This is a genomic window from Pseudomonas californiensis (assembly GCF_021147775.1).
GTDB classification, from domain to species: Bacteria; Pseudomonadota; Gammaproteobacteria; order Pseudomonadales; family Pseudomonadaceae; genus Aquipseudomonas; species Aquipseudomonas californiensis.
This window is the reverse complement of the sequence record NZ_JAGTPK010000013.1, coordinates 51246-70179: the sequence shown is the minus strand read 5'-3', so window position 1 is coordinate 70179 and position 18934 is coordinate 51246. Positions and strand designations below refer to the sequence as shown.

The 18934-nt window shown below is 57.8% G+C and carries 20 protein-coding genes; 14 read left to right on the top strand and 6 right to left on the bottom strand.

What is annotated here, in order from left to right; genetic code table 11:
- Positions 1 to 167 precede the first annotated feature (167 nt).
- The 3 genes from KDX37_RS14870 to KDX37_RS14860 all read left to right on the top strand — a co-directional run bounded on the left by KDX37_RS14870 (position 168) and on the right by KDX37_RS14860 (position 2891).
- Positions 168 to 635 (top strand): Lrp/AsnC family transcriptional regulator, encoded by a 468-nt coding sequence (locus KDX37_RS14870; protein WP_231653435.1) that lies wholly within the window; start codon positions 168 to 170, stop codon positions 633 to 635.
- Between the two features lie 475 nt (positions 636 to 1110).
- Positions 1111 to 1644 (top strand): DUF4880 domain-containing protein, encoded by a 534-nt coding sequence (locus tag KDX37_RS14865; protein ID WP_231653520.1) that lies wholly within the window; start codon positions 1111 to 1113, stop codon positions 1642 to 1644.
- A 110-nt stretch (positions 1645 to 1754) separates the two neighbouring features.
- On the top strand, positions 1755 to 2891 hold the full coding sequence (locus KDX37_RS14860) for a M14 family metallopeptidase (protein ID WP_231653434.1): 1137 nt from the start codon (positions 1755 to 1757) through the stop codon (positions 2889 to 2891).
- Positions 2892 to 2918: 27 nt separating this feature from the next.
- Here KDX37_RS14860 and KDX37_RS14855 read toward each other — a convergent pair whose 3' ends face one another.
- On the bottom strand, positions 2919 to 4133 hold the full coding sequence (locus KDX37_RS14855) for an MFS transporter (RefSeq protein WP_231653433.1): 1215 nt from the start codon (positions 4131 to 4133) through the stop codon (positions 2919 to 2921).
- A 106-nt stretch (positions 4134 to 4239) separates the two neighbouring features.
- On the opposite strand from KDX37_RS14855, the gene KDX37_RS14850 reads away from it, so the two are divergent.
- Both KDX37_RS14850 and KDX37_RS14845 read left to right on the top strand, forming a co-directional pair.
- Positions 4240 to 4785 carry a TetR/AcrR family transcriptional regulator gene (locus KDX37_RS14850; protein WP_231653432.1) on the top strand — a complete coding sequence of 182 codons (546 nt, stop codon included), beginning with the start codon at positions 4240 to 4242 and terminating at the stop codon, positions 4783 to 4785.
- 79 nt (positions 4786 to 4864) lie between these two features.
- A complete protein-coding gene (locus tag KDX37_RS14845) occupies positions 4865 to 6169 on the top strand; it encodes a leucine-rich repeat-containing protein kinase family protein (RefSeq protein ID WP_231653519.1) in 1305 nt (434 codons plus the stop codon).
- A 27-nt stretch (positions 6170 to 6196) separates the two neighbouring features.
- On the opposite strand, the gene KDX37_RS14840 is transcribed toward KDX37_RS14845, so the two are convergent.
- Positions 6197 to 6901 carry a YebC/PmpR family DNA-binding transcriptional regulator gene (locus tag KDX37_RS14840; protein WP_231653431.1) on the bottom strand — a complete coding sequence of 235 codons (705 nt, stop codon included), beginning with the start codon at positions 6899 to 6901 and terminating at the stop codon, positions 6197 to 6199.
- Between the two features lie 343 nt (positions 6902 to 7244).
- Here KDX37_RS14840 and KDX37_RS14835 point away from each other — a divergent pair, with 343 nt between their 5' ends.
- Positions 7245 to 9260 carry a type VI secretion system Vgr family protein gene (locus KDX37_RS14835; RefSeq protein ID WP_231653430.1) on the top strand — a complete coding sequence of 672 codons (2016 nt, stop codon included), beginning with the start codon at positions 7245 to 7247 and terminating at the stop codon, positions 9258 to 9260.
- Here the strand turns inward: KDX37_RS14835 and KDX37_RS14830 are convergent.
- A complete protein-coding gene (locus KDX37_RS14830; RefSeq protein WP_231653429.1) occupies positions 9200 to 9973 on the bottom strand; it encodes an enoyl-CoA hydratase in 774 nt (257 codons plus the stop codon). The genes KDX37_RS14835 and KDX37_RS14830 overlap by 61 nt on opposite strands.
- 90 nt (positions 9974 to 10063) lie before the next feature.
- Positions 10064 to 11272, bottom strand: a complete 1209-nt coding sequence (locus KDX37_RS14825) for an acetyl-CoA C-acyltransferase (protein WP_231653428.1) — start codon at positions 11270 to 11272, stop codon at positions 10064 to 10066.
- A 238-nt stretch (positions 11273 to 11510) separates the two neighbouring features.
- On the opposite strand from KDX37_RS14825, the gene KDX37_RS14820 reads away from it, so the two are divergent.
- Positions 11511 to 11990 carry an LEA type 2 family protein gene (locus tag KDX37_RS14820; RefSeq protein WP_231653427.1) on the top strand — a complete coding sequence of 160 codons (480 nt, stop codon included), beginning with the start codon at positions 11511 to 11513 and terminating at the stop codon, positions 11988 to 11990.
- Between the two features lie 59 nt (positions 11991 to 12049).
- Here KDX37_RS14820 and KDX37_RS14815 read toward each other — a convergent pair whose 3' ends face one another.
- Positions 12050 to 12304 (bottom strand): hypothetical protein, encoded by a 255-nt coding sequence (locus KDX37_RS14815; RefSeq protein ID WP_231653426.1) that lies wholly within the window; start codon positions 12302 to 12304, stop codon positions 12050 to 12052.
- Between the two features lie 152 nt (positions 12305 to 12456).
- Between KDX37_RS14815 and KDX37_RS14810 the strand changes: the two genes are divergently transcribed.
- A complete protein-coding gene (locus KDX37_RS14810; RefSeq protein ID WP_231653425.1) occupies positions 12457 to 12774 on the top strand; it encodes a DUF883 family protein in 318 nt (105 codons plus the stop codon).
- Positions 12775 to 12864: 90 nt separating this feature from the next.
- Here KDX37_RS14810 and KDX37_RS14805 read toward each other — a convergent pair whose 3' ends face one another.
- Positions 12865 to 13215 carry a hypothetical protein gene (locus KDX37_RS14805; RefSeq protein ID WP_231653424.1) on the bottom strand — a complete coding sequence of 117 codons (351 nt, stop codon included), beginning with the start codon at positions 13213 to 13215 and terminating at the stop codon, positions 12865 to 12867.
- A gap of 267 nt (positions 13216 to 13482) precedes the next feature.
- On the opposite strand from KDX37_RS14805, the gene KDX37_RS14800 reads away from it, so the two are divergent.
- The 6 genes from KDX37_RS14800 to KDX37_RS14775 all read left to right on the top strand — a co-directional run bounded on the left by KDX37_RS14800 (position 13483) and on the right by KDX37_RS14775 (position 18637).
- A complete protein-coding gene (locus KDX37_RS14800; RefSeq protein ID WP_231653423.1) occupies positions 13483 to 14550 on the top strand; it encodes a M4 family metallopeptidase in 1068 nt (355 codons plus the stop codon).
- Positions 14551 to 14568: 18 nt separating this feature from the next.
- Entirely contained in the window at positions 14569 to 14868 is a 300-nt protein-coding gene (locus KDX37_RS14795; RefSeq protein WP_231653422.1) for a protealysin inhibitor emfourin, read from the top strand.
- Positions 14869 to 15101: 233 nt separating this feature from the next.
- Positions 15102 to 15731, top strand: a complete 630-nt coding sequence (locus KDX37_RS14790; protein ID WP_231653421.1) for a paraquat-inducible protein A — start codon at positions 15102 to 15104, stop codon at positions 15729 to 15731.
- A complete protein-coding gene (locus KDX37_RS14785) occupies positions 15728 to 16342 on the top strand; it encodes a paraquat-inducible protein A (RefSeq protein ID WP_231653420.1) in 615 nt (204 codons plus the stop codon). The genes KDX37_RS14790 and KDX37_RS14785 overlap by 4 nt, the downstream gene beginning before the upstream one ends.
- Positions 16335 to 18014 (top strand): PqiB family protein, encoded by a 1680-nt coding sequence (locus tag KDX37_RS14780; protein WP_231653419.1) that lies wholly within the window; start codon positions 16335 to 16337, stop codon positions 18012 to 18014. Before KDX37_RS14785 ends, KDX37_RS14780 begins: the two co-directional genes overlap by 8 nt.
- Positions 18011 to 18637, top strand: coding sequence for a PqiC family protein (locus tag KDX37_RS14775; RefSeq protein ID WP_231653418.1), 627 nt, complete (start codon positions 18011 to 18013; stop codon positions 18635 to 18637). The genes KDX37_RS14780 and KDX37_RS14775 overlap by 4 nt, the downstream gene beginning before the upstream one ends.
- The last annotated feature ends 297 nt before the right edge of the window (positions 18638 to 18934 follow it).

Here is an 18934-nt window from a genome sequence, read left to right as displayed (position 1 = left end):
ATACCTCTCTTGTTCTTATTAGTAATGACCATTCGCCGAGACGGTCCAGCCCGGCGGCCTTGTCATTAGACTGCCAGTAGAAAAGAGGCTTTTTCTTTCTAAATTCGCGCGGATCTGCTGATATTGGACATGCTTCATTCGACAAGAACAAAAAACAAGGTCAATTCATGCAACCAAAATTGAGTCCCATTGATCGCAAGATTCTTCGTCTGCTGCAGCACGATGCCGATCTCTCGGCTGCGGAAATCGCTGAGCGGGTCGAGCTGTCACAGTCTCCGTGCTGGAGACGCATTCATCGATTGCAGGAAGACGGCGTGATTGAGCGGACTGTCGCCCTGCTCAGCGCGCAAAAGTTGGGCTTGAGCATGACCGTATTCGTCGAGGTAAAGCTGTCGGGGCATGGGCGGCGCTATCTGGCCGAGTTCGAGGAGGCCATCATTGGCCACCCCGAGGTATTGGAGTGTTACACGATGGCAGGCGGAATGGACTTCATGCTCAAGGTCGTGGCGCAGGACATCGCCAGCTATGAGCGCTTTCTACGCGACCACTTGCTGCAGCTGCCACATGTACAGGAAGCGCACTCCAATATCGCCATGAGCACGGTTAAGCGAACGACAGAGCTGCCGCTGGAGTAGATAAAGAGGCTGTTGCCGTCGATCCACCAACGAGCGTCAGTGGATTGTTTTTTTCAACGAGAGCAATAAAAACATTTGACTTGCAAATGATAATGATTATTATTGCATCAGCGAGTCGCGAGGCTCGCTGGATAACCTGGAAGTCTTAGGTCGGCTTCCGGATTATCTCCTCATCAGGCTAATCACGGTTTTTGACCCGGCTCTTTTGCCGGGTCTTTTTTTGGTTTTTTCGCTGCTTCAGGCTAATGAAGTCTTTGAGTTGCGTCTTCGCGCAACAATGGCGCCGATAATAGCAAAACACTGTCTCTTGTGTTCTCCCATTTACGCTCGAACTTACAGATTTCGGCAGATAAACGGTAACTGCAGCATTTTTTCACTTGAGAATGATTCTCGAATTCATTAGCTTCATGCTGTCATGGACGCAACCTATCGGCTCAAGGAAGAATTTCTATGGAAGATCAGCGAGCGATACATCATGAGTAGCCAACTCTCGACTTTATTGCCTCTGCCCAACCGACTGCTCGATACACCACCGTCAACTCTGACACTGGAATACTGCCGCTGCCTGAGCAGACTCTCGCGCCGCACCCGACAGATTTTCCTGCTCAGCCGTCTGGACGGACTGAACTACACCGACATCGCCCGGGCCATCGGCGTCGATCTGGCGAAGGTCGAAACCTCCATGGTTCGCGTTCTGCGCCAAGCGCGCCGACAGTCTTGCGAAACTGACGACGCTGTTCAAAAACAGGCCAGCCGCTGGTATGTCCACTTACAGAGTCCAACCACGACGGCAAGCGAGCGAATCGCCTTCCGCCATTGGCTTGATGCTGATCAAGGCCACCTGCTCGCGTTCCAGAACACCGAACGCTTATGGCGCCAGTTGCAGGCACCCGCTTCGCTGCTGGGCGTCAATGGCTGGCATCGACGCAAACGCCGCGCCTGCCTGGGCTGGTGCCTGTTCACGGCCTTTCTGTGCAGCTTGCTGGTAACGGCCGAAGCTTTTACCTGACACGGCAAATAGTGGGCTGCGCGCTGGAGAGAAGTTTACGTCGCAAAACGAGTAATCGATCGGTGTACAGTAATAGCCTGACAAGGCCTTTACGTATGCAGGAATACACCGTGACCCTCACCTTCAGCGCAGACTTCGACAGCGGCAACATTCAAGTTCTGGACGCCAGCGACACCACCCGTGTGCAACTGGCGATCCGCCCTGACACCCGAAGTCCTCATTTTCAGTGGTTTCATTTCAAGGTCGACGGGTTGACGGTCGGCGAAACCCACGGCTTCAGCCTCACCAACGCCAGCGAATCGGCGTTCAGTAATGCCTGGACCGGTTATAACGCCGTGGCTTCGTACGATCATCAGAACTGGTTTCGGGTGCCTTCAAGCTTTGATGGCAAGGCGCTTGACTTCAGCCTGGCACCCAATGAGCCGCACATCTGGTTTGCCTACTTCGAACCTTACAGCCGCGAACGGCACGACTGGCTGATGGGCGAAGCGCTGGAAAAGGCAGGCACGCAACTGTTGAGCGTCGGCAAGAGCGTCGAAGGCCGCGATATTGCGCTGTTACGCAAAGGCAGTGGCGCCGAAGGGCAACGCAAGATCTGGATCATCGCCCAGCAACATCCTGGCGAGCATATGGCCGAATGGTTCATGGAGGGCGTGATCGGACGCCTCAAGCAGCGGGACGACGCCGTTCTGAATGAGCTGCTGGCCCAGGCGGATTTGTATCTGGTACCCAACATGAATCCGGACGGCGCGTTTCATGGTCATCTGCGAACCAACGCCAATGGCAAGGACCTCAATCGTGCCTGGCAGGACAGCACGCAAGAGCAAAGCCCTGAAGTATTTTTCGTCAGGCAGCAGATGGAAAAGCACGGTGTAGACATGTTTCTCGACGTGCATGGCGACGAGGAAATCCCTTACGTCTTCACCGCAGCCTGCGAAGGGAATCCGGGCTACACCGCCAAGCAGCAACAGCTGGAAGCACAGTTTCGCAGCCGCCTGGGTGAAGTGACGGTGGACTTCCAGAGCGTTCATGGCTATCCACGCAGCGCACCTGGCCAGGCCAACATGAATCTGGCCTGCAACAGCGTCGGCGAACGGTATAAATGCCTGTCACTGACGCTGGAGATGCCCTTCAAGGACAACGATAACGCGCCAGATCCGACCACCGGCTGGTCAGGCAAGCGTTCGGCGCAGTTGGCTCACGACGTGTTGAGTGTGCTGGCCGAGATGGTCACCGACCTGCGCTAAGCCAGCCCCGTCAGTGCAGACGCCCATCTATGCGTGGACGTCTGCCTGCGGACCGGTTGCCCGACGAAGCAGCAGCCCGATCAGCGCCGACAATGCCAGAACGATCACCACAGCACCGTACACGTTGCTGGTCATCACCAGCCCCACCGAGTGTGCGAAAAAACCTGCAGCCAGCGCAGGCAGGCAGAACGCCAGGTAGCTGAGCACGAGAAACGCAGACATCAGCCCTCCCCGCTCATGAGCATGGGCCAGCGGCATGAGCATGCGCAACGCACCGAGAAAGCTCGCACCAAAGCCAATACCGGCTAACACCGCACCCACGAAAAACAGCCACAGCAGACCGCTGTTGATTGCCAGCAGAATGACCGCCACGCCCACTGGCAGAAAGCTCGCGCCTACCCATAACCCAGCGACAGGCTCGCGCTGACGCAGGGTCAGGATGGACAACGCACCACTAAGGGTCAGTGCCGCCACCGCAAGCCCGCCATTCAGCGGGGACGCAGAGCCTGTTGCCGCTGTCAGCAGCGACGGGCTCAGTGACAGAAAGAAACCGCCCAGCGCCCAGGCCGCGATGTCTACCGGCAGTACCAGCCACAACATGCGCCTGGCCTGGACGGGCACATGCAAAGACGGTTTCAACGAATGCCAGACGCCCGGCTGCGGAGTGACGGTTTCAGGCAACCAACGGACACAAATCGCCTGGACCAGAAACGCTGTCAGCAGAAGGCAATAAGAAAACAGCAGCGGCATGGGCGCATATTGCACCAGCAGTGAGGTACCCAGCGCACCGACAGCCATGCCGAGCATCGGTGAGATGCTGTTGATCAGCGGTCCGTTCGCCTGGTCGCTGTCCAGTAATGCCGCCCCCAAAGCACTGGCAGCGAGGCCCGTCGCAAAGCCCTGCAAAATACGCGCAGCCACCAGCCAGCTTACGTCACTGGCCACTATGAATAGCAGCATCGACAGGCTTTGCAGCAGCAGAGCACCCAGAATGACTGGGCGTCGGCCCAGATAATCCGATAACGATCCGCCGATCAGCAAAGCAGCCAGGAGGCTCAAGGCATACACAGCGAAAACCAGTGTCAGCGTGCCGGATGAAAAGCCCCAGGCTTCCTGATACAGGTGATAAAGCGGCGTTGGCGCGCTGGATGCTGCAAAAAAGCACAGCGTGGTAATGGCCAGAAAAATCAGGCGACCACGAGCCCGGCGATCCGTGTTCGGGTTCTGCAAAGGATCGGACATCGGTACACTCTCCAATGACGAGAATCGTTAAAGCCATAAGTTAGCTTTTGCGGAGTGTGCTACTCGCCCGCTCTTAAAGCAAATACTTTGTGTTAAGGTCTGTCGCATGGCTATCAAAGAAGCAGTACGCACCGGAGGCCGCAGCGCCCGTGTGCAGGAATCCATTCACCGCGCCGTTCGCGATTTGCTGCTGGAGCACGATCGCTCGTCACTTAGTGTGCCGATGATCGCCACCCGAGCCGGCGTCACTCCCTCGACGATATATCGGCGCTGGGGCGATCTGACGACCTTGCTGGCAGATGCTGCGGTCGAGCGGCTGCGTCCGGACGAGCCGGTTGACCAGGGCAGCCTGCGGCAAGACCTGCTGACCTGGAGCGAAATGTACCTGGACGAAATGTCATCTGCTCCAGGCCGCGCCCTGATGCGCGACGTGGTCGCCAGTACCTCGGGATGTGTCGGGAAATGTGCAGCGATGGTCCGTGAGCAGCTACAGACAATCATCGATCGGGCAGCCGGTCGCGGAGAACCTTCACCCAGCGCCGATGACCTGATCGATGCCATTGTCGCGCCGATGATCTATCGAATCCTGTACTCCGAAGCCGCGCCTTCACAGGAACGCGTGCGCCTGTGGGTCGAACGCTGCCTGGACTGATCGCCTGTCACTGCGCCCAGCGACCGCAACTCCCGCTATCATGGGCGCCCTGTCCGATCACTGACTGAACCTACCCATGATGCACACCCTTGCAGACCTACGCGCCGGTACGCTGGCGGGTATCACGCGGCTGGACCTTTCCTGCGACCTGCGCGAATTCCCCCAGGAAATATTCGACCTGGCTGACACACTGGAGGTGCTTAACCTCAGCGGTAACGCATTGAGCAGCCTGCCCGATGACCTGCACCGGCTGAAGCACCTGCGCATCCTGTTTGCCTCGGATAACCGCTTCAGCGCGCTTCCAGATTGCATCGGCCTGTGCGAGCAGTTGCAGGTTGTCGGCTTCAAAGCCAATAGTATTGCGCAGGTCAGCGCCTCTTCCCTGCCGCCGCGCCTGCGCTGGCTGATTCTGACCGACAACTGCATCGAGTCATTGCCTGAGGAATTGGGCCAACGTCCCGACCTGCAAAAGCTGATGTTGGCGGGTAACCGCCTGCGCACGCTGCCATCCAGTCTGGCCAACTGTCATCGGCTTGAGCTGATTCGCATCGCGGCCAATCAGTTGACCGAGCTACCGGACTGGTTGTTGCAATTGCCCTCGCTTGCCTGGCTTGCGTTTGCCGACAACCCGTTGTGCCCCGAACCTGCTCAACTGCCCATCCAACAGATCCCCTGGCCACGCCTTAGTCTCACCCATCGCCTCGGCGAAGGCGCGTCTGGCATCATTCAGCAGGGTTTCTGGATGGCGCCAGAGGGCGAGCGCACCGTAGCGGTGAAACTGTACAAAGGCAGTATCACCAGCGACGGCTCACCGCTTAACGAAATGGCAGCCTGCATCGCAGCGGGCCGCCATCCGCATCTGATCAAGGTGCTGGGGCAAATCTCAGAACATCCCGAACAGCAGAATGGCCTGGTGATGGCCTTGATAGCGCCTGACTTCACCAATCTGGCCGGGCCACCCAGCCTCGACTCGTGCAGCCGGGACGTTTACGCCATCGAGACACGATACTCACTGGCTGCCTTGCTGCACCTGGCTCAAGGTATCTCGTCAGTCACTGCGCACTTGCATGCCCACGGCATCACTCATGGCGACCTCTATGGTCACAATATCCTCGTGCAAAAAGACGGCAACAGTCTGCTGGGCGATTTCGGGGCGGCATCGTTCCACCCCTCGTTGAGGGCAGGCGAAGCACTTGAGCGGATCGAGACGCGCGCGTTCGGAATTTTACTGGGAGAGTTGCTGGAGCGCTGCGATGCAGAACCAGCGCACGCCGCGATCATCGATCGCGTGAGCAGCCTCCAGGCAAGCTGCACGCAGGGCGACTGCAGGAGCAGACCGTCAATGGCCAGCGTTCATCAACAATTGATGGCGTGGAGCGTCTGAGACGCCCCACTGCGCACGGCAGGCTGATCAGCCTGCCAGGCCCACGTAGACGTTCTGCACGTCGTCGTGGTTATCGATGGCCTCGAGAAACGCTTCAACCTCGGCCATCTGCTCATCAGTCAGGCCGTCGACCGTACTTTTGGGACGATAGCCCAATTGGGCAGACTGAACGGTAAAACCAAACTCGGGAAGCAACTTGCACACCGCGTCCATGTCGGTCGACTCGGTCAGGAACAGGGTTGCGCCCTCTTCAGCCGCTTCAAAATCCTGGGCACCGGCTTCAATGGCAGCCAACTCCGCATCGGCGTCCGGGGACGCAGGCACGGCCTCGATCATGCCTTGATACAGAAAGTCCCAGGACACCGAGCCTGCTGCACCCAACTGGCCTTTGCGAAACAGCACACGAATTTCAGAAACAGTGCGGTTGATGTTGTCGGTCAGGCACTCGACGATCACCGGTACGCGGTGCGGAGCAAAGCCTTCATAGGTCAGCCGCTCGAAGGTGACGCTTTCGCCCAGCAGGCCAGCGCCCTTCTTGATTGCCCGCTCCAGAGTTTCGCGCGGCATCGACGCCTTTTTCGCCTGCTCGACGACCAGCCGCAGTCGTGAGTTCATGTCGGGGTCGGCGCCTGCACGGGCAGCGATCATGATTTCCTTGGACAGCTTGCCAAAGGTGCGCCCCTTGGCATTGGCTGCCGCCTCTTTATGCTTGACCTTCCACTGTGCGCCCATGTCTGCTCTCTCGATCCGATTTGCGTCCTGCCGCCCGCCCCCGCGAAACAGGCACGCTGGGCTTTGGCAAGACGTTGAAAATAGCGTTACCGGCACCAATGCCGTTCAAGCGGCGCATTTTATACGCGATCACGCCAGATGAAACCCCTCATGAAGCATGATTGCCGAAACGAACTGACCGAGCCCCCTCTGAACGGAAAATGGGCAACTGTCCTGCCCTCGTCATGTTTTGTAGTCCTTTTCTGAAAAAACTTGAAACAGCGCTTTTCACGCGGTGCATTCCGTACCCTTGACCTCTCGAATTTCATGCTGAGAGAACCTGCGGATGTGCGAAGACCAGCCAATGCCAATGACCCTGACGATTGCTGGATACTCAGTAAATCTGCATGTCGTCAGTTTCACGGGTCTGGAAGCGTTGAATGAGGCGTACCGCTTCGATATTGATCTGATCAGCCCAGACAGACATCTGGACCTCAACAATTTGCTGGACCGCACCGCGTATCTGAGCGTGCACCCCGACCATGATGGCGTGCATGGCCGCGTGCAGAATGCGGTGCAGATCTACTCGGGAAATGGCCTGAGCCATTACCGCGTTGCGCTGGGTCCCGATTTACAGCGACTCGCGCTCCAGCCCCGGCGCCGACGTGTTCATCACCCACTATCAGCACCGCAGTTGATCGTTCTGCTTCTCGAGCAGCAAGGCATTGACGAGATCGCCTACCGCTTTGACCGCATGACAGGCCTGTATCCTTGCCGCGCGTTGTGCGTTCAGTTCGACGAGAGCGATCTGCATCTGTTGCAGCGTATCTGTGAAGAAGAAGGCATCCACTTTCATTTCGAGCACACGCCGACGCGCCACACACTGGTGTTTTCCGACGACCCCGCCAGCTTTCCCGAACGCAAGGAACCTCTTCGGCTCCGTCACCCTGACGGAACACACCCAAGCGCGCCCAGCCTTGTTTATCTGGACGAACAGCTGTCCATTGACCGCAGCTACCTCAGTGCTGTCAAACCGCTGCATGGTCCTGCTGTTTTGAGCGAACCAGCGAATTGCGAGGGGCAGGCCTCAGCAAACAATCAGCCTTTTGCGCAGCCCTCTGCTGCCGGACCTATGGATCAGGGTGAGCGATTGTCCAGGCAGCGCAGCTTACGCCAGCTGGAGCGCTTGCGCTGTGAACGTCGGAACATTCGCGGCGCAAGTCATCAGCCGATGCTGTCCAGCGGTCAGGTCATGCAGGTGCTCGACCACCCTGAGCCCTTTTTCAATGACCAATGGCTGCTGACCGAAGTTTGCCACGCAGGCAGGCAGTTACAGGTACTTGAAGGCTGTGATCCCCATGACATAGCCGCCGTTCTGGGCCGGCTGCCCGAAGCGCGAGTGTTTCAGGACGAAGCGGTCGACGAGGCAGGCAGCGGGTACATGAACGATTTCACAGTCATCCCCTGGTCAATGCCATTTCGGCCCGCCCTCAAACACCCCAAGCCATTGGTCACCAGCCCGCAGGCTGCCACCCTCGTGCGTGGGTCTCGTGAGCCGGCGAAAGGCAGCGACTCCGGGCGTGTAGCGATTCGCTTCGACTGGCAGACACCTGTCAATGCCGGATCTGGGCAATGCGATGCGCAACCCTGGCCGCTGGCCCATGTCGCATTGAACGTATCCAGCCTGGCCGAATTCCGGGAGGCCGGAACTCGGGTCATGGTCAGGCATTTCGACAATGATCCGGACAGGCCGGTCATTCATGAACTGCTGCCGCTGCCGCAGACCAAATCATCAGGCCCCCGCTTTCAATTCGACAGTGGCGTTGTTGACGCTCTGCCGAGCCCGCACCTGCTTCAAAATCAACGCCTGTCCATCGACTCGGATCAGCGTATGACCGTGCGTACCCGTCAGAAAACGCTGCGCATCTTGCCTGACATGATCTCTTTTACGGACGCTGGCGCGCCCCTGACGCTGCCCGGACGGCTATCAACGCTGCGGTCACGACCGATCAACGACCTGCGCCTGACTCAAAAGCCGGGGCTACAGGGGGCTCCATTGGCACGACGCGTCTGGCACATCGTCAGGATGCGCGAACCCGGCCTGCAGCACCTGGCCAGACTGGCGCCGGAGCACCTGCTGTTCGAGGGTAAAACCGATGACCATGGGTACCTTGGCCTCACCGAGGCGCAGCGTCATCAATTGGCCGTTGAACATGCACACCCCCCTGGAGCTATGCCTGGTTCATCCGGGGCATTGCATCGCACTGCATCTTTACTTCCAGCAGAGCTGGACCCAAGAGCAGCGCAATGCATTAGCGATCAGCAGTCCTTGAAACTCGCCGGGCGCTTTTCGATGAAGGCTTTCATGCCCTCTTTCTGATCCTGGCTGGCAAACGTCGCATGGAACACCCGGCGTTCAAAACGAATGCCCTCGGCCAGACTCACTTCAAACGCGCGGTTGACGCTTTCCTTGACCAGCATGGCGACCGGCAAGGATTTTTCGGCGATACAGGCTGCAGCAGTCAGGGCTTCATCAAGCAATTCTTCAACAGGTAGCACCCGAGATACCAAGCCTGCACGTTCCGCCTCATGCGCGTCAATCAAGCGACCTGTCAGACACATCTCCATGGCTTTGGCCTTGCCCACAGCGCGGGTCAACCGCTGAGTGCCGCCCATGCCCGGAAGAACGCCGAGGTTGATTTCCGGCTGACCAAAACGGGCATTCTCGGCCGCCAGAATGAAGTCGCACATCAATGCCAACTCACAACCTCCACCCAACGCAAAACCGGCTACCGCCGCAATCATCGGCTTGCGCCGGGCAGCGACCCGATCGCTTTCTCGAAACAGGTCGTCCAGATAGATCTGCGGGTAGCTCAGATCGACCATTTCCTTGATGTCCGCGCCAGCAGCAAATGCCTTTTCAGAGCCGGTCAGCACGATACAACCTATTGAGCCATCAGCTTCCAGAGCGTCCAGAACATGGTTCAATTCATCGATCAGCTGAGCGTTCAAGGCATTCAATGCTTTGGGTCGGTTCAACGTGACGAGCGCGACACCACCTATAATCTTTGTTAGCAATGTTTCATAAGCCATTGATTAATATCCGTTTGTAAAAACGCTCAAAAAACATCCAGAAACTATAATCAGTTTCATGAAAAATACTTAACTCATTGATATATATGACTAATCGGTAATTTCAAATGCAATCGCAGTCGCTTCGCCACCACCGATGCAGATGGCGGCCAGACCGCGCTGGAGCTGACGACGCCGCAACGCCGCGAGCAGGGTCACGATGATGCGCGCACCCGAGGCCCCTATCGGATGGCCCAGTGCGCAAGCCCCGCCATTGACGTTGACCTTTTCGTGGTGGATTCCAAGATTGCTCATGGCAACCAGTGGCACGACGGCAAAGGCTTCGTTGATCTCAAACAGATCGACGTCATCCACCGTCCAGCCAATCCTGCCAAGCAGGCGTGTGATCGCGCCGATCGGCGCCGTTGGGAACAGACCCGGCTGGTCAGCAAAGGCCGCATGCCCGCGTACCACGGCCAAAGGTTTCAAACCACGCCTTAGCGCCTCGGACTGACGCATCATCAACAGCGCTGCGGCCCCATCGGAAATCGAACTCGAATTGGCTGCCGTTACAGTACCGCCCTCATGGAAAGCAGGTTTAAGCGTCGGAATCTTGTCCAGACGCGCCTTGGGCGGCTGCTCATCGTGAGTGATCAGGCGCTGCTCTTTCCCGACAGTGACCTGAACCGGAACGATCTCGGCATCAAAATGGCCGTCGCTGATAGCCTGCTGCGCGCGTGCCAGCGAGGCCAGTGCAAAAGCGTCCTGAGCTTCACGACTGAAGCCATTGATCTGCGCGCAATCCTCGGCGTAGGTACCCATCAGCCGACCCGGCTCATAAGCATCTTCAAGGCCATCGAGAAACATGTGATCCAGCGTTCGGCCATGCCCCATTCGGTAACCGGACCGCGCGCGATCCAGCAAATAAGGCGCGTTGGACATGCTTTCCATACCGCCCGCAACGACCATGCTCGCGCTGTCTGCCAGCAGCAGATCATGCGCCAGAATGGCGGTCTGCATACCCGAGCCACACATCTTGTTGACCGTGGTGCACCGCGTCCCCGTGCTCAACCCGGCACCCAGTGCGGCCTGCCGCGCTGGCGCCTGCCCAAGACCGGCTGGCAACACACAACCGAACAACACCTCGTCTATTTCGCCGGGATCAATGCCTGCGCGCTCAATAACTGCCCGAATGGCTTCAGAGCCCAGCTTCGTCGCGCTCAGCCCTTGCAAATCACCTTGAAAACCGCCCATGGGCGTACGCGCAATACTGACGATGACGACGGGGTCTTGATGAGGGTTCGTCCTTTCGATGGACATCGCAATCTCCAGTTTTCTTGTTATTGGATGACTTCATTGAGTCATTGAAATCATCACCCCCTGCGTCCGACGGCGCAACGGCTGAACAGGCAGATTAGCTGCTATACGAGAGAGTGGGGGGTGATCCAGGCATGGCGGGCAGAGATATCGATCCGCGAATCTCTAACGCACGACGTGGTCTGAGAGTCGATACTCACCCAGAAGCTGACCCAGGCAGATTCTCACCAGGAGCTCACGAATGAAGCTGCACCTGTCTCGCACCCTGCTTTCGGGCTTGCTGATCGTCATGCTGAGTGCTTGCGCCCTGCTGCCCAATCGCGCTCCGCTGGCCATCAGCGTGGTCGGCATCGAGCCGTTGCCCGGTCAAGGGCTGGAGCTGCGTATGGCGGTCCAGCTCAGATTACAAAACCCCAACGACATGGAGATCAGCTACAGCGGCGTTGCGCTGGACCTGGACGTGAACGGCCGATTGCTGGCCTCAGGCGTCAGCGATCAGAACGGTACCATCGGGCGCTTCTCGGAAGCGGTGCTGGTAGTGCCAGTCAGCGTGTCGGCATTCTCGGCACTGCGCCAGGCACTTGGGCTTTCCCAGGGCCAACGCCTGGACAACCTTCCTTACACCTTGCGCGGCAAGCTGGCTGGCGGCCTGTTCGGCACCATGCGCTTTCGCTACAGCGGAACACTGGACCTGCGCCAGGCCGAGGGCGACCCGTGGTAGGCATCAGGCTGGCCGCCGAATGTCGAGTTCGAGGCGGTCTTGATCAAATGGCCTGACCGTTACTTTGAAGCCGCGACCAGGCGGTTGACTTCGCTGCGTACCATATTGGCGTATTCCGGAGGGCTCATCGTATCCAGTTCGGAGCGAACCCACTCGGACCATTTGCCCTTGCGTTTGGCGCGTTCGCCCATCAAGCGAGCAGCCTCGCCTTTGGCCTTGCCCAGGTTGCTCTGCCAGAGATCGAACAGACGGGATTTCTCATCTTCGATAGCGGCGCGTTCAGGGAGCGGCCGATTGGCCAGATTGAAACTCATAGCGTTCACCTACGACTAAAAACGGCTGCATCTTACACCCGCAATGTCGATGACTTGCAGAGTCTTACGTCAGGTTGCTTACACCGTTGCAACTTTTCGCAAGCGGGAAGACTCCATTGATCACTATTGCCATCACTTGAAAGGAAAATGCCATGGCTCGCAAGACCGCTGCTCAAACCTCTGCTGATCAGATCAAAGACCAGGCGTTCAGCGATTTGCAGGCGCTTATCGAAGAATCTGACAAGCTTTTGAAAGAAAGCGCTGCGCTGGTAGGCGAAGAGGCTGAAACACTGCGCGCCCAATTGAGCCTGAAGCTCAAGCAGGCTCTGGACTCGATGTCCAGCGTGCGTGAACGCACCAAGCCGGTGGTTGAAGCGACTGAAACCTACATCGGTGGCCACCCGTGGCAAACCGTGGCGATTTCTGCTGGCTTCGGGTTGGTCGTAGGCCTGCTGTTGGGTCGTCGCTGACAGAAAACCCCGCTTGAGACCCGGCGCGGGCGGCTGGATGGCCCGCGCTGATGGTCAGATCTTACGCAAAGAGAACATCCTGGCGGACAGTCACTTGGTGTACTGGATCACCGAGGGCTCGGTAAAACGATGCGACTTGGTCACTTTCGCCTGTAGCAATACGCGCTGCTCTTCAGCCTGATCCTGGCTTTCATAAGGCCCCAGCAACAACTGTTGCTTGCCGTCGATTATCACGACAACTGGGGCGTAGCTGCGCTCGAGCAACCAGGCACTGGTGTCGCTCACCGCTTCTCGCGAATTCATTTGAATAAACCACTGCGGACCGGTCACAGCGGCAGTCTTGACGGTTTCCTGCGTTTTCGCCCTGGTTGTCGAGCCAGGCCCGCTTGCATCGCAACCCGCCAGAATCAGCACCGCTATCATCATTACCGTCTTGCGCACGAAGGTCTGCTCCTTGTCTGAAGTGGCGGGAGTCTAGCATTCTCGTCCAGGGGTTTGAGCGGCTGTGTCGCGGTGTCGCAGCGCCATCGACCCGATGCTCCACAAACTGCATCGCTGCACCCCATATGGACCGCAGGATGGCCAACGTCGCCCGATCATGTAATCAGATATTTCTTTGCATAAAAACCAGCTCCTTAGTGTCAAACCTTTCGCGACCATGTTGATCGGTGGCCTGTTGCTGTCGATGTACCATTACAGGAGTTCCACATGTGCGATCGAGACCCACTGCATTGCTTCATTCCGCCTTATATGCTGGAGCGTATGGCGCGATCTCCCCAACCTCAGGTCAGTGCGCGAGCCATCGCCAACCTGACCAGCAGCTCGGCTTTCATGGCCTCCCGCCTGTCTGCCAGGACTCAACCAGGCCTCTACGCCCTGCGCTCCCCGGATGGCGTAAAGCACCGCTTGATTCACGACGCCAAAGGCACTGACGATCTTCCAGGTGCGCTGGTACGCTCCGAAGGCCAGGGTCCGGTCGGCGACAAGGCGGTGGATGAGGCCTATGAAGGCTCCGGCGATGTGTATGATTTTTATGATCAGCTTTTCGAGCGAAATTCGCTGGATGACAACGGCATGTCCCTGGTCTCAACCGTGCATGTCGCGGAAGTCGACTTTGAAGGCAATCACGTCCCGCTGAGCAACGCCTACTGGAACGGTAGTCAAATGGCCTACGGCGACGGCGACGACCTGGTGTTCAAGCGTTTCACAGGCAGCCTTGAGGTCATTGGTCATGAGTTGACTCATGGCGTACAGAGCTTCACATCCAATCTGGACTATCGCGGCCAGTCAGGCGCCCTGAACGAACACTTCGCTGATGTCTTCGGCATGCTGGTCCGCCAGTGGAAACAAGGCACCAGCGCCGAGGAGTCGGATTGGGTGGTGGGCAAGGAATTGCTGGTACCTGCGCCAACACGACGAGGTATCCGGGACATGCAAAACCCGGGCACTGCCTACGCCAACGACCCTGATCTGGGTGATGATCCGCAGCCTGCGACAATGTCGGACCTTTACACAGGCTCGAAGGACCGGGGCGGCGTACATATCAACTCCGGCATCCCCAACCGCGCGTTCGTCCTGGTGGCGAAAGCGCTGGGCGGAAATGCCTGGGACGTGGCGGGCAGAATCTGGTATGAAACGATGCTGCAACTGGCCTCGGACAGTCAATTTGCCGATTGCGCCAGAACCAGCATAAAAATTGCTGCAGATCCCCGCTTTGGCGCAGGCGCGAAAAAAGCAGTGCAAGCTGCCTGGAAACAGGTCGGGGTCAAGGTTTAATCAAAAAAGGGCACGGCCATGAAAGTCTGTTTAGTGCAATCCGGCGGCTTCGTTGGTGCCGTAAAGCGATGTGAAATGGACACGGCCATGCTCGACCGGCCCGAGGCCGAGCACTTGAAGCGCTTGGTCGATGACAGCGGCTTGAAGCAGTCCAGCACCGGATTCACCGACGAAGCGCGGGACTTGAACCAATACGAGATCACCATTGAGGACGACGCCAGCGAGATCTGTCTGACATTCGACGAGCACAACGTGCCAGAGTCTGCCCGACAGCTGCTGGGCTTTCTCAAGCAGCGCGCCCGACCTGGCAAGCTCTGATTACCTCATCCCAGCAGCTGGCACAGACCTACACCACGAGCCGGATTCGCCATCATCGCAGCACAATGGAATAATGGCGCTGTGACATCTGAACGACCCTGTCTCCTCGCGGTCAATCATTCAGAGCGGATGATCGACCTGGGCTGCGTAGAAAAACGTGCCGCGAAACAGCCAACAAGGTATCTTTCCCTGCCTCAAGCTCTAACCCCCAGACATCTGCATTCACGGCATTGATGAGCACTGTGCACCCTACCACTGATACACCAGACCTGATCATCTGCGAGCATTGCGATTCGCTGTATGAAGCCCAGCCCTTGAAGCCCGGCGAGGCAGCATTCTGTCTGCGTTGCAGGTCGTTGCTCGGTCGTGGGCATCGGCTGAGTATCGAACAATTGCTGGCCCTGACCATCGCGGCCGCGATGTTCTTCATATTTGCCAATATTTTCCCGGTCATCAGCATCAGCATGAAGGGCCTGACCAACGAGGTTACGCTCTGGGAGTCAGTCGAAGCGCTTGCCCAAGGCAGGATTACCATCATCGCGCTGGTCGCCGGCCTGGCAATCATATTCGCTCCGCTGCTGCAGATCACTTTGCTGCTGTGGGTATTGCTGCATGCCAATTCCGGGATCATCGCGCCCGGCTTCAAAGCCTGCATGCGCGCGCTGGAACACCTCAGGCCCTGGAGCATGCTGGAAGTGTGCATGCTGGGCATTCTGGTAGCTATCATCAAACTGGCCGGCATGCTCGACGTGCACCCTGGCGTAGGGCTTTGGGCCATGGCGATGCTGATGGTGCTGATTCTGCTGATCGCCAACAAAAGCATTCGGCGTCTCTGGGATGAACTGGGAGTCCCGGCAGAATGAATGGCATTCCCTTTGCGCACGAACACAAACTGTGTCTGTGTCATACCTGCGGCTATGCCTGCCAGGAAGCAGCTGAACGTTGCCCACGTTGCGATTCCCCCGTACATCGACGCAAGCCGAACAGTATCAGCCGTACCTGGGCTTACCTGATTGCCGCACTGATCTTCTATATCCCGGCCAACGTGTTGCCAGTGATGTACACCAGCCTGCTGGGCAACAGCAGCCAGAACACTATCATGAGCGGTGTTATCGAGTTTGTCGAAAGCGGCTCCTGGGACATCGCGGTCCTGATTTTCGTCGCCAGCGTTGTGGTGCCCTGCGTAAAGTTTCTGGTCCTGGGGATGCTGTTGATCACCTGCCAGCGTCGCAGTCGCTGGGCCATGCGCGAACGCGCCCGTCTTTATCGTTTTATCGAGCTGATCGGCTACTGGTCGATGCTCGACGTACTGGTTGTGGCCCTCGTGGCATCCCTTGTGCAGTTTCGTGAGCTGAGCACCATCGAGCCCCGGATCGGCATTCTGTTTTTTGGTTTGGTCGTGGTGATGACGATGCTTGCCGCCATGAGTTTCGATCCCCGGCTTATCTGGGATGCAGAGGTTGAAGATGTCTGACAATACCCTCCCCCCGTCTGGTTCAGTGCCGCGCCCTGAAGTCAAACGCCGTCGTTTGCGTGTTTCGCTGATCTGGCTGGTGCCGATCATTGCGGGGCTGATCGGTTTGTCCATGGCATTCCACGACTGGATGAACATCGGTCCGCGAATCACGGTGAGTTTTCTGACTGCAGAAGGTCTGGAAGCCAACAAGACCCAGGTCAAGTACAAGAACGTGGTTATCGGAATGGTAACGGAGATCACCTTGAGCGATGACCGCACCCACATTCTGGCGACCATCGAGCTCAACAACACAGCAGAACCGTTTACCCGCATCGACAGTCAGTTCTGGGTCGTGCGCCCACGCATCGGGGCACATGGCGTGTCCGGGGTAGATACGTTGTTGTCCGGCGCATTCATTGGTGCCGACGCTGGCAGCGCCAAAGACACCAAAGCCGACTTTACCGGCCTGGAGACACCGCCTCCCATCACCTTTGGCGAGAAAGGCAAACGCTTCACGCTGCACACCGACGACCTTGGCTCACTGGATATCGGTTCGCCTATCTACTATCGCCGTATTCAAGTCGGCCAGGTTGTTGCCTACGACCTGTCGAAGGATGGCCGCGGCGTTGACATCCAGATCTTCATCAACTCCCCCAACGATCAGTACATAACCACCGACACCCGCTTCTGGAACGCGAGTGGCGTGGATGTGACAGTTGGCGCTGCGGGCTTGAAGATCAATACCCAGTCACTGACGTCTATCATCTCGGGCGGCATTGCCTTCCGGGAACCCAACTGGAGTCCCGAATCCAAGCTGGCCGACGAAAACACCGACTTCAAGATCTTCGACGACCAGACCACTGCACTGGCGCCACCGGATGGCGAACCGCGTTACATCCGAATGCGCTTCAACCAGTCGCTGCGAGGCCTGACAGTCAACTCTCCGGTGGACTTCCTTGGCGTCAACATTGGTCGCGTAGTTTCGGTGGATCTGGATTACGACCCGGTCACCAAAACGTTCCCGGGTATCGTCGGTGCTGTGATTTATCCGAAACGCCTGGGCGCTGCCGAATCCAAGCTCAAGGAACTGGGCGGTAAAGGTGATGAAGAGGAACAGTCTGCCAGAGTACTGGCTGCCTTCGTCGGCAATGGTCTGCGTGCTCAGATTCGCAATGGCAACCTGCTGACCGGCCAGTTGTATATTGCAATGGATTTCGACCCCAAGGCACCGAAAGTGGTGTTCAACGCCAAAGCTCGTCCGCTGGAAATTCCGACCGTGCCGGGCAGCTTCGACAAGCTGCAGGAGCAGTTGCAGGCGTTTGTCGAAAAACTCAGCAAGCTGCCGATAGACGAACTGGCAGGTAACCTCAACGGCAGCCTGAGCGAGCTGCAGAAGACGCTCAAGCAAGTCAACAGCAGCGTCCTCCCGGCCATGCGCGGGACCTTGAAGCAGGCTGAAAAAACTCTCGGCACGGCCAATGACTCCTTCGCCGAAGATTCACCTGCACGTCAACAGCTGGGCCAGGTCATGGACGAAGTACAGCGCACCGCTCGCTCGGTCCGCGTCCTGACCGACTTCCTCAGTCGCCACCCCGAATCGCTGATCCGCGGCCGTACCGGAGACGCCGCCCCGCGCTCGTTCAACGCCCCGTCGTCGTCCCGTGCAATTGATATGGAGCCTAAACAATGACCTTGCGCCTGAAACTGATGGTGTTATCGGCAGCGCTGGGCATGACTGCCTGCACGTCGACCCAGACTCACTACTACACCTTGATTGCGCCCATGAATTCAGCCGAGAAGGCAACTGCGCAGCCCGCGCAGTTTCAGTTCGAGATGTTGCCAGTGATCATGCCGGTTCAGGTGGATCAGCCGCCGCTGGTGGTACGCCAGGGTGACGGCAGCCTGGCGATTCTCGACACAGAGCGCTGGGGCTCGCCGTTGGGCGATGAATTTCACGACGCGCTGACGCCTCAGCTCGAAAGGCGTTTTGGCGGTCGCGACCTGGCAGGTCTTCCCAAGAACACCGATCAGCCTGTACTTTCGGTCCGCACAGACGTCAGGCGCTTCGAATCAGTACCGGGCAACTACGCGCTGATAGATGTGGTCTGGACCCTGGGCCTGCGTGATGCAGGCGCGACGGCCGGCAGCAAACGCCAGAACCTCACTTGCAGCAGCGTTATCCGTGAGCAGGCCGGGGTCGGTATGGAGAACCTGATCATTGCCCATCAGAAGGCGGTTGCGCGACTCGCGGAGAAGATCGCCAGCACCGCTCAAAGCTGGTCTCGGCAACCGTCCTCTTCACGCTGCCTCTGACATCAAACGCAAAATGCCCCGAGGGGCATTTTTTGTTTCAACCCGGGAAAAAAACTTAGAGCACATACGTACAAATTCTGCCTCTTCATTTCCGTCACCACCCCGCAAAGTAGTCGTCACCCCCTTGCGCCCCTTCTAAAAACGCTATCTTTCGAGTACTATCCAGCTCAGGAGACACTCATTTGAATAGACACTCTTAAAAGCAGCGCGTATTCTTTGGTGGCTCAATACTCTGTTTATTAGTTCTCTCCAACCCACTATGGCGGAGATATGCGGTACAGGAGTTTTATTTTCTTT

What these genes read in the sequence shown, in the direction of transcription:
- KDX37_RS14870 (WP_231653435.1), top strand. Translation starts at nt 168, where the DNA reads ATGCAACCAAAATTGAGTCCCATTGATCGCAAGATTCTTCGTCTGCTG.
- KDX37_RS14865 (WP_231653520.1), top strand. Translation starts at nt 1,111, where the DNA reads ATGAGTAGCCAACTCTCGACTTTATTGCCTCTGCCCAACCGACTGCTC.
- KDX37_RS14855 (WP_231653433.1), bottom strand. Translation starts at nt 4,133, where the DNA reads ATGTCCGATCCTTTGCAGAACCCGAACACGGATCGCCGGGCTCGTGGT.
- KDX37_RS14850 (WP_231653432.1), top strand. Translation starts at nt 4,240, where the DNA reads ATGGCTATCAAAGAAGCAGTACGCACCGGAGGCCGCAGCGCCCGTGTG.
- KDX37_RS14845 (WP_231653519.1), top strand. Translation starts at nt 4,865, where the DNA reads ATGCACACCCTTGCAGACCTACGCGCCGGTACGCTGGCGGGTATCACG.
- KDX37_RS14840 (WP_231653431.1), bottom strand. Translation starts at nt 6,901, where the DNA reads ATGGGCGCACAGTGGAAGGTCAAGCATAAAGAGGCGGCAGCCAATGCC.
- KDX37_RS14835 (WP_231653430.1), top strand. Translation starts at nt 7,245, where the DNA reads ATGCCAATGACCCTGACGATTGCTGGATACTCAGTAAATCTGCATGTC.
- KDX37_RS14830 (WP_231653429.1), bottom strand. Translation starts at nt 9,973, where the DNA reads ATGGCTTATGAAACATTGCTAACAAAGATTATAGGTGGTGTCGCGCTC.
- KDX37_RS14825 (WP_231653428.1), bottom strand. Translation starts at nt 11,272, where the DNA reads ATGTCCATCGAAAGGACGAACCCTCATCAAGACCCCGTCGTCATCGTC.
- KDX37_RS14820 (WP_231653427.1), top strand. Translation starts at nt 11,511, where the DNA reads ATGAAGCTGCACCTGTCTCGCACCCTGCTTTCGGGCTTGCTGATCGTC.
- KDX37_RS14815 (WP_231653426.1), bottom strand. Translation starts at nt 12,304, where the DNA reads ATGAGTTTCAATCTGGCCAATCGGCCGCTCCCTGAACGCGCCGCTATC.
- KDX37_RS14810 (WP_231653425.1), top strand. Translation starts at nt 12,457, where the DNA reads ATGGCTCGCAAGACCGCTGCTCAAACCTCTGCTGATCAGATCAAAGAC.
- KDX37_RS14800 (WP_231653423.1), top strand. Translation starts at nt 13,483, where the DNA reads ATGTGCGATCGAGACCCACTGCATTGCTTCATTCCGCCTTATATGCTG.
- KDX37_RS14795 (WP_231653422.1), top strand. Translation starts at nt 14,569, where the DNA reads ATGAAAGTCTGTTTAGTGCAATCCGGCGGCTTCGTTGGTGCCGTAAAG.
- KDX37_RS14790 (WP_231653421.1), top strand. Translation starts at nt 15,102, where the DNA reads ATGAGCACTGTGCACCCTACCACTGATACACCAGACCTGATCATCTGC.
- KDX37_RS14785 (WP_231653420.1), top strand. Translation starts at nt 15,728, where the DNA reads ATGAATGGCATTCCCTTTGCGCACGAACACAAACTGTGTCTGTGTCAT.
- KDX37_RS14780 (WP_231653419.1), top strand. Translation starts at nt 16,335, where the DNA reads ATGTCTGACAATACCCTCCCCCCGTCTGGTTCAGTGCCGCGCCCTGAA.
- KDX37_RS14775 (WP_231653418.1), top strand. Translation starts at nt 18,011, where the DNA reads ATGACCTTGCGCCTGAAACTGATGGTGTTATCGGCAGCGCTGGGCATG.